Annotated in this window: 7 protein-coding genes; 3 read left to right on the top strand and 4 right to left on the bottom strand. The window is 55.7% G+C overall.

Features of this window, described 5'->3' with window-relative positions; genetic code table 11:
- The 3 genes from KI792_14510 to KI792_14500 all read left to right on the top strand — a co-directional run.
- Nucleotides 1-574, top strand: a 574-nt coding sequence (locus KI792_14510; protein MBV6634235.1) for a flagellar hook-length control protein FliK, incomplete at its 5' end; no start/stop codon positions are given.
- Nucleotides 575-612: 38 nt separating this feature from the next.
- Nucleotides 613-1,452 (top strand): hypothetical protein, encoded by an 840-nt coding sequence (locus KI792_14505; protein ID MBV6634234.1) that lies wholly within the window; start codon nt 613-615, stop codon nt 1,450-1,452.
- A gap of 79 nt (nt 1,453-1,531) precedes the next feature.
- Nucleotides 1,532-3,307: a flagellar hook-basal body complex protein gene (locus KI792_14500; protein MBV6634233.1), complete on the top strand. Its 1,776-nt coding sequence runs from the start codon at nt 1,532-1,534 to the stop codon at nt 3,305-3,307.
- A gap of 246 nt (nt 3,308-3,553) precedes the next feature.
- On the opposite strand, the gene KI792_14495 is transcribed toward KI792_14500, so the two are convergent.
- The 4 genes from KI792_14495 to KI792_14480 all read right to left on the bottom strand — a co-directional run bounded on the left by KI792_14495 (nt 3,554) and on the right by KI792_14480 (nt 8,672).
- Nucleotides 3,554-4,882, bottom strand: a complete 1,329-nt coding sequence (locus tag KI792_14495) for a nucleotide sugar dehydrogenase (GenBank protein ID MBV6634232.1) — start codon at nt 4,880-4,882, stop codon at nt 3,554-3,556.
- Between the two features lie 127 nt (nt 4,883-5,009).
- Entirely contained in the window at nt 5,010-5,672 is a 663-nt protein-coding gene (locus tag KI792_14490; GenBank protein MBV6634231.1) for a tetratricopeptide repeat protein, read from the bottom strand.
- Between the two features lie 89 nt (nt 5,673-5,761).
- Complete coding sequence (locus KI792_14485) at nt 5,762-8,164, bottom strand: hypothetical protein (protein ID MBV6634230.1); 2,403 nt, start codon at nt 8,162-8,164, stop codon at nt 5,762-5,764.
- Nucleotides 8,157-8,672, bottom strand: coding sequence for a hypothetical protein (locus tag KI792_14480; GenBank protein MBV6634229.1), 516 nt, complete (start codon nt 8,670-8,672; stop codon nt 8,157-8,159). The genes KI792_14485 and KI792_14480 overlap by 8 nt, the downstream gene beginning before the upstream one ends.
- Between the last annotated feature and the right edge of the window lie 120 nt (nt 8,673-8,792).

The raw sequence follows: 8,792 nt of genomic DNA, 5'->3' as shown, positions 1-8,792 counted from the left end.
ATCTGGATCCGGCCGTGGCGGTGATAACCCCGGTGGCGGCCTGTTTGCTGCTGCTAATGCTGAGGAAGCGGCACAAGCTGCCACCACAACAACCCAGCAATCCACCAACCAGGCCAACTTCCAAAGCTTGGTTGCCAACACAACCCCATCACGCGCACCGATGAGCCCGGCAACCATGCAGGTAAGCCTGCAGGTCAGCCAAGCCGCCAAAGCCGGTCAGAGCCAGCTGCGCATTCAGCTGTCACCAGCTGAACTGGGCACCATCGATGTTGAGCTGAACTTTGATGGCGACGGCAACGTCACCGGCAAGCTGATTGCTGAGAAGGCGGAAACCCTCGACATGCTGCGCAATGACAGCCGCACGCTTGAGAAGGCGCTCCAAGATGCTGGCCTGACCTTGGGTAGTGACGGCCTGGAATTCTCTCTCCGCGATGGTGGAGAGGGCGATGCCAACCCTGAATTCGCTGGCAATGGCAGCGGTGGCGCAGGTGAAGGCGACGAAGACAACAGCGACGCTGCTGATTGGCAGCATGTCGACATCATCACAGAAGACCAAGTGGACGTGCAGGTCTAACGGCTAAAGCCGGACCTGGAAAAACGGAGTGACGCGTTATGTCTGATCCAATTACCCTCGTGCCAAACCAATCGGCACAAACCAGCCAAAGCGGCCAGATCTTCAGCCAGGCTGATTCTGACTCAGCGCAGCTGGCTCAAGATTTCGATGACTTCCTGCAGTTGCTGACCACGCAGCTACAGAACCAGGATCCGCTGGACCCAACGGATACTGAGACGTTCACGGATCAGATCACCCAGTTCAACCAGGTTGAGCAGCAGATCGGCACCAATGCCAAGTTGGACGATTTGATCGCCGCCACCCAAGGTAACGCCTTGCAGCAGGCGCTTGGATATGTCGGCCTCGACGTTAGCTTCGAAGGTCAGGAGTTCTATAACGCTGGCGCTGGCACCTCTAACCGCTTTGTCTATGACCTGAGTGGTGAGGTGGAAGATTTGACCCTGCGGGTTGTTAATGCCGATGGCGATACCGTCTACACACAGCAAGGCGGCGGCATTCCCGGCCTTCAGGTGATCGAATGGGACGGCATCGGTGATGATGGCCAATCGGTCGAACCCGGCAACTACACCCTTCAACTGGACATTGTTCCGAAGGAAGGCGCTGAGAACGTGAGTGTTGAGCTTGGCGTCAGCAGCCGGGTCACCGGGGTTGAAACCCGATCCGGCGAAATTTTCCTAGCGATGGGCGAATTGGTGGTCCCGCTGTCCCAGGTCTTCTCAGCTGAGTTGCCTGTCGGCACGACGAACACCGGCACAACCAGCGTAGATGGCCAGGTCCAAGATGACGCCGGTGACGATGTTTCCGGCGATAGCGGTGAGGAAACAGCCTCAGATTCTGACGGTAGCGATACCGCAGATGATGACACCACCACCGGCTAATCTGGCATCAGAAGCAGCATATCAACGAATTGGCACAAAAATTGAATATCGGTGGATAACCGATTCTTAGGAGGTAGCGATGAGCGTCTTCGGTTCTTTATTTACGGGTGTTTCCGCGCTGAATGCGCAGAGCCAATCCCTCACGGTGATTTCGAACAATATCGCCAACAACCAGACCCCTGGCTTTAAACGCTCGGTGACGACATTCGCCAACCTGGTGACTGGTTCCAACACGAACTCAATCCTGCAACCAGGCGGCGTTCGCGCCGGTACCCTGGGCACGGTAAACCAACAAGGTTTGCTGCAGCAGTCAGGCCGTGAAGAGGATCTTGGTATCCTCGGCGACGGCTTCTTCGTTGTTGGCCAGAACGAAAACAACCAGATCCAGTTCCCATTCTATACCAGGGCCGGTCGGTTCGAGGAGAATGAGGATGGCTTCCTGCAGACCCCTCAAGAGGTTGGTGGGCAAGTTCTGTACGGCTGGCGCCTGGATGATGACGGCAACATTCCGACGAACTTCGATAACCTCGATAGTTTGGAGCCGATCAACCTGAACTTCTTGCCTGGCTTCAACCAGACCACGACGGTGATTGACCCGGCCATCAACTTTGATGCCTCTACCGGTCTCAGCACCAATAACGGTCCGACGGCTGCTGGCTTCGATTCTGATTTCTCACGGGTGATCACGGTCTTTGATAGCCTCGGTACGCCGCAGACCTTGAACCTTGAGATCTCCAAGGCACCAGCGCCTAACCTGACTAATGCGGTTCTGGATGGCACTGACCTGACCCTGGATACAGAGCTTAACCAAAGTGGCATCCCACTGGCTGTTGCTGAGACCCTGACCATTGATGTTGGCGGTGCACCGGTTGTGGTTACTATCCCGCTGGGCACAACCTCCCTAACGGTTGGTGAGCTTATCGCACAGATCAATGCGGCCCTGCCAAACGCCGGTGTCGGTGCCGGTGGCGCCTCACTAAGTGACGATGGCTCGCTTGTGATTACGGCCTTCACGGAAGGTGAAGCAGTCACGGTTGGTGGCATTGTTTCTTCTGCTGGCTCCTCGATCTTTGATCAGCTGGACTCAGAACTGGCAGGTGGCGGTAACATTGCCACGGCCGGCAAGTACAACGCCGCGCTGGTAGTCCCTTATGACCCAGCTAGCCCGGCATTGGTTCCAGCAACCAACCCTGGTTCAGCGGTGTTCCCACCCTTGGGTACCCCGGCCTCTCAAGACGCTAACCCATTCGGTTGGTGGGAGGTTCGGATCTCCGGTGGTGACCAGACAAACGACAACGCCAATATCGGTTACATCAACTTCAACCCTGATGGCTCGATCAACCACGACGCTAATGCCAACGGCAACGTCGCGATTACTCTAGCAAATATCGATTTTGGTAACGGTTCGGACCCGCAGACGATCGACTTTACCCTCGACCGTTTGACCCAGCTGAACTCACAGTTCCTGACCACTGATATTGATCAGAACGGTGCCTCCTTCGGTATCCGCCGGAGCTTCAACATCGATACTGAGGGTGTTGTGAATGTGGTGTTCTCGAATGATGAGATCGTCCCGCTTTACAAGATCGCCCTTGCTGACTTCCCAGCCGTGAACGGCCTGCAGTCAGAGAGCCTGAATGTCTTCAGCTCCAGTAACGAGAGTGGTGAGGTTAGCCTGACCGAGGCGAACTTGAATGGCTCTGGCCAGATCTTCTCTGGGTCGTTTGAGCAATCAAACGTCGACCTGGCGAATGAGTTCTCTCAGCTGATCATTACCCAGCGGGCATATTCTGCCGGTACCAAGGTGATTACCACCGCCGACCAGATGCTGGCTGAACTTCTAAACATCCGATAAGGGCGTGAGGCCGGCCTTTAACTCTTAGGCCGGCCCTTCCCAAACAATTCGATCTTGGTTTGACGGTATTCTGAAGGTTTGGTCGCAGCTGGACAGACTCAGCTTCTACTGCTTCGGAAGTGGGTGAAACTACCGCTTCCCCCTTCCCACACCTCGTGGTTACACCCGCCGTCAAAAGAAAAGTGCCGTAAGTCGCATCAGAAGGATGGGCTTACGGCACTTGCTTTTGGGATATCCCAATCTTGATTACGCCAGCACCAGGCCCTTAGGCGTCAGCTGGTTGCTCCGCATGGCATTGCGGGTGTCCACGATCACTGATGCTTGATCCGCGATCAGTCCATAATCAACCGCGTCATGATCAGTGGAGATCACCACCGCATCAACGGTTGGTAGCGCGGTCGCTAGGTCCACACTCTCCATCCCCTCAAGATCGGGGAAATGCCGGAAGGTGCTGAGCACCGGCACATGCGGGTCGTGATACCGAACCTTCGCACCGCGGCTGATTAGCAGGTCCAGCAGCTTCAACGACGGGCTTTCCCGCGTGTCGCCAACATTCTTCTTATAAGCGGTACCAATCACCAGGATCTCTGCATGCCGGATGGTCTTGCCCAGCTTCTCCTCTAACCCGGTGGCTAGCTGATCGATCACGTAATAGGGCATGCCCATATTCACCTGGCCGGCCAGCTCGATAAACCGGGGTACCAGGTCATACTCCCGCGCCTTATAGGTCAGGTAGAACGGATCGATCGGAATGCAGTGCCCACCAAGGCCAGGCCCTGGGTAGAAAGGCATAAAGCCAAATGGCTTGCTCTTCGCGCCTTCAATCACCTCCCAGATATCGATCCCCATACGGGCATAGATCACCTTCAACTCGTTCACGAGGGCGATGTTGATGCTGCGGAAGATATTCTCGGTCAGTTTGACCGCCTCTGCTGTCGCGGCGGTGGAAACCTTCACGACGGACGGCACAAGAGGTTCAAACAGGGTTGCGACGGCATCTAGGGAGGCCTGATCATCGGCGCCCACAACCTTGGGCGTATTGCCCAGATGGTGGGTTGGGTTGCCGGGATCTTCCCGCTCTGGTGAGAATGCGAGCAGAAAGTCCTCGCCCCGCTTCAGCCCGGTTTCGGTCAGCAGGGGTTCCAGCACCTCGGCCGTGGTACCAGGAAAACTGGTGGATTGCAGAACGATGAGCTGGCCCGGCCGCAATTGTTTGGCAATGGCTCGCCCTGTTGCCTCGACATAGCTCAGGTCGGGTTGTTGGTGCCTGTCTAAAGGGGTCGGCACACAGATATTGATCGCATCAACTTCCGCCAGCCGATCAAAGTTGTCTGTCGCCTCAAACCGTTCGTCGGCGCGGTAACTGGCAAGAGCTTCATTTGGCACCCGATCAATATCTGAGGTGCCGGCATTCAGCATCGCCACACGCTCAGCATCGATATCAAAGCCAATGACCTTCCGGCCTAGGCTGGCGAAAGCATGGACCAATGGTAGCCCAACATAGCCGAGGCCAATCACGCCAATGGTGGCGGTGCCGGCATCAAGCCGCTCCTGCAATGTCTGGATAGCACTCATAGGGAAACTGCTGGTTATCAACTGCTGCGGGAAACCACGGCAGCTATCTACCATGGTGCAGCGCCAGCTAACATGGGTGAGTGCGGTTACTCAAGCAACGGGTCGGAATACCCGCCCTACCAAGTCATTAGTGGACAGCTTCAGCAGCCGTATCTTGGTTAGCATTGAGCTTGTCCAACCCCTCTTGCGCCATCTGTAGCGCAGGGTCGAGACGCAGGGCCTCTTCATAGAAGGTCTTGGCATTCTCGTTATCTGATTTAGCCGCCATGACATCGCCAACGCTGCGCCATAGCTCAGCTTCATCGGGCGCATCCTCAATGGCTACCTGCAGCAGCTCAATCGCCTCATCAAACTTTTCTTCGACGTGCAGCAGATGGGCCAACATGCAGATTGCGTTGACGTTCTTATCGTCAATGGCCAAGGCGTCGCAAACAACCCCTTGGGCTGCTTCATTGTCCCCCATGAGGGCCAGCATTTCGGCGATGTGCAGAAGCAATATGACATTGGTGGGCTGCATCTGGTGGGCATTCTGCAAATACCCGATTGCCTCGCCCGGTAGGCCCTGTTGATAGAGGATCTTCCCCATCATCATCTGCGGGTGAAACATATTCGGCCGAAGCAGGGCTGCCGCCTGATACTCAGCGATTGCCGTCGCAAAATCCTGTTCATCACGAGCTTTATCACCGCGCTCAACATGCGCCAGATAGTCCGACAGCTTACCGCGATTGGCGGCGGTGCTCGGCGCTGGAGCGGCTTCCTGTTCTTCAGATTTTACTGCTTCTTCATTCATGGCTTTATCAAAGCTCCGTCGTAAGCTCCGCCCGACATAAGCGAGGTGGATTTCGACCTAACACCTAAACGTTTGATCTCTGTATCCATCTAGCAATTCGCGCGCCAAAAATCGGTTAGGCAATCGACAAATTGCTCGGTGAATAGCTCTGCATCACAGAGCGGTGACGATAGCATCTGGTCCCGCAGGGCTGCACGACCATTTCGTACAGCCGTGATATCACCTGCCAATTCAACTGCCCGCGCGACATATGCATCGGCAGTATCAGCCACCAAATCATCACGCCCGATAGCTGATAGCAATGTGGAGCTAACCCGGGTGACGTGATGTTGCCCACGCAAGGTGACCACCGGGGTGCCCATAAACAGGGCCTCGCAAGTTGTGGTGGTGCCGTTATAGGGGAACGTATCGAGGGCAATATCTACCTCCCGGTACATCGACATATGCGCCTTGTGACTATCTGTGCCACTGCGCCAGTCAATATGCTGTTCTGGATCAAGCCCCTCTGCCTTGAACACTTCACCCATACGTTCACGAACACTCGGGTCGCTTACCTGCTTGGATTTAAAGATGAAAACACTGTCGGGTACGGATTTCAGGATCCGTGCCCATAGGGCGACCTGCTGGACTGTCACCTTGCTCAGGTTATTAAAGCAGCCGAAGCGAATGCGCCGCCCATCAACACTGTCGGGTGGCGGTAGCTCTTCACCATCGGGGCCATCAGGCCCGGGGCTGTAGCACAGGAAGCAAGTTGGCATGCGAAGCAACGTTTCGCTGTGCCACTTCTCTGTTTGCCCCACCGGGTCGGCCACCGCATCCGTAATGCGTCCATCCATGGTCGGTATGCCCGTGGTATTGGCATACCCCAGATAATTGATCTGAACAGGTGCAAGGCGCTGGGCAAAGGCATCTAGCCGATCGCCAATCGTGTGCCCTGAGAGATCAAACAGAACGTCGATATTGGCAGCCCGAACCGTCTCAACCGTTTGGGCTGTATCCGCATCAGCGATGTTGTGCCATTCGCCGCTCTTAGATTTGAGCAGCTTGTTAACGTCATCGCCGGTGTCGTCCTTGGTCATAAAGGACACCACCTCCAACCGATCAGCATGGTCAGCGAAATGCCGATAAAGCGGCATCAGGAAGTACCCGACAGAGTGGCGTCGCAAATCCCCCGACACAAAGCCCACGCGAAGCGGACCAGTTTTCGGTTTGGCAGGCATGATAGCCGCGGCCTCATTCCGCTTAGCCAGATGCTCCCCGAATGCTTTGTGGCCAGCGGCGATATCGGCTGGCTCAGCCTCATGGGCGTAGTTCATAGAGAACAAAAATGCGCGCCACGTGGTTGGATTATCTGGATCAAGTTCTGTTGCCAAACGCAGGTGGGATAGCCCCTCATCCTGACGCAGCAAGTCACGCATGCAGAGGCCGAGCTGCTGCTGCGCAATCGCGTTGTTCGGGTCTAACTCGACCGCCTTACGGGCGGCCTCTTCAGCCTCACCAATCTCAGACAGCCCCATCAGCATGCCGGCCAAATGGCTCCAAGGCATGGCGAATTCTGGGTCAACCGCGATGGCTTCACGCATCTTGTCGAGCGCCGCCTGCTCTTCCCCCATCACGCCCAAGGCAAGACCGCGATAGGTCAAGGAGGTGGCACTCTCTGGCTCCAGCATCATCAGCTTTGATGATGCCTCATCGGCCAGCTCTTCATCCTTTGTCTGAACGGCGGCAAAGGTGCGCAACTCGTGGAGATAGGCCTTATCGGCAAACTGCTCTTCATAGGGGCGAACAAAGTCTAGCAATGGCTGCCACTCACGCTGGCGCAACATGATGGTGGCGCGGGCGAAGACAATCCCGCTATCGCTATCATCACGTTTCAGCGCGATATCCAGCCAATGCGCCGCTAGATCCAACTCATCGGCCCGGAAAGCCATGGCGCCCAAGACACCTTCCAGCCCGGCTGCGTCTGGCAAGCGCTCAACAACCTGAAGCAGCATCTTCAAGGCAATTTCAGGGTGGTCCTGTTTATCGAGCCGTTGGGCAATGGCCGCCACCGCTCCCCGATAAGGAAGCCCCGCCAGTATCTCGGCAGGCACGGTTTCGATCAGACCTGGAATTGCCTCCATCTGATCACGGGCAACATGAACGGCACCAAGGCCAATAAGGGCGCGGTGATCACTGGCAACGGCAAGCCCTAAGGCAGGCTCCAACTTAGCCAGTAAATCCTCGGACAACGTGACATCATCCATCAGGCCAACCAGGCCAATCGATGCGTTCAGATTATTGGGGTCGAGGGTTAAGACAGCTTCAAGTGCGGTTGCCATCGCCGCCTTGTCATTCTGAGCCTGGGCCAGCATGGCACGGAGCAGATGCGGCTGGGTTGCTTCAGGGTGCTCTTGAACCAATTGGTCGAGCACCTCCCCTGCCTGGTCAAACATACCGGCCTTGATCAGCACCGTCGCGTTACCGAGCGCGCCCGCTGCTACATCAGACACTGGAGACTAGGCCCTCATTCTTAGCCAAATGCTGTTCCCAGATTTGCTCGATAGCCGCACCGAACCGCTCAGCGTAAAGCGCATCATTTCGCAGAACCGAATTCTCCATCCGGCCACGAAGGCCGTTCTGCAGGGCACGAAGCCGCGGCACGTCGGTCGCTAAGGCGACGGCTTTCTCAACGTACTCTTCAGGGTCTTTGGCGATAAGCTCCTCAAGGCCAAGGGCCGTATTCAAGCTGGCCCCGACACGAGCTGAGTGAACTTCACCGATCGTGGTAATCACCGGCACGCCCATCCAGGCGGCCTCACAGGTTGTAGTGGTGCCGTTATAGGGGAAGGTATCAAGACCGATATCGGCTTCATTGTAGGTATTCAGGTGATCGAAGGTGGATGGCATTGGGCCCAAGACTTCAAGGCGATCCCGATCAACGCCTTGCTCAGTCAATGAGTCAAAAATCTGTTTGACCAAGTCATCATCATCAAGCTGTAAACGATTACCTTTAGCTATAGCTCAAGAATCTTCATGTTCCTGTGGTGGTATCTTAAAACTGGCAAATTTTAATATTATAAACCTAACAGAAAAAGTTGAATTTAAGGGTGTATATGTATGTGAACAATGTAACAAAGG

Source organism: Alphaproteobacteria bacterium SS10 (assembly GCA_019192455.1).
Classification (GTDB): Bacteria; Pseudomonadota; Alphaproteobacteria; order TMED2; family TMED2; genus TMED2.
The sequence above is the reverse complement of the archived record's forward strand: the minus strand, read 5'-3'. Positions and strand labels throughout refer to the sequence as shown.

Coding starts and splice junctions, on each gene's coding strand:
- KI792_14505 (MBV6634234.1), top strand. CDS start 613: ATGTCTGATCCAATTACCCTCGTGCCAAACCAATCGGCACAAACCAGC.
- KI792_14500 (MBV6634233.1), top strand. CDS start 1,532: ATGAGCGTCTTCGGTTCTTTATTTACGGGTGTTTCCGCGCTGAATGCG.
- KI792_14495 (MBV6634232.1), bottom strand. CDS start 4,882: ATGAGTGCTATCCAGACATTGCAGGAGCGGCTTGATGCCGGCACCGCC.
- KI792_14490 (MBV6634231.1), bottom strand. CDS start 5,672: ATGAATGAAGAAGCAGTAAAATCTGAAGAACAGGAAGCCGCTCCAGCG.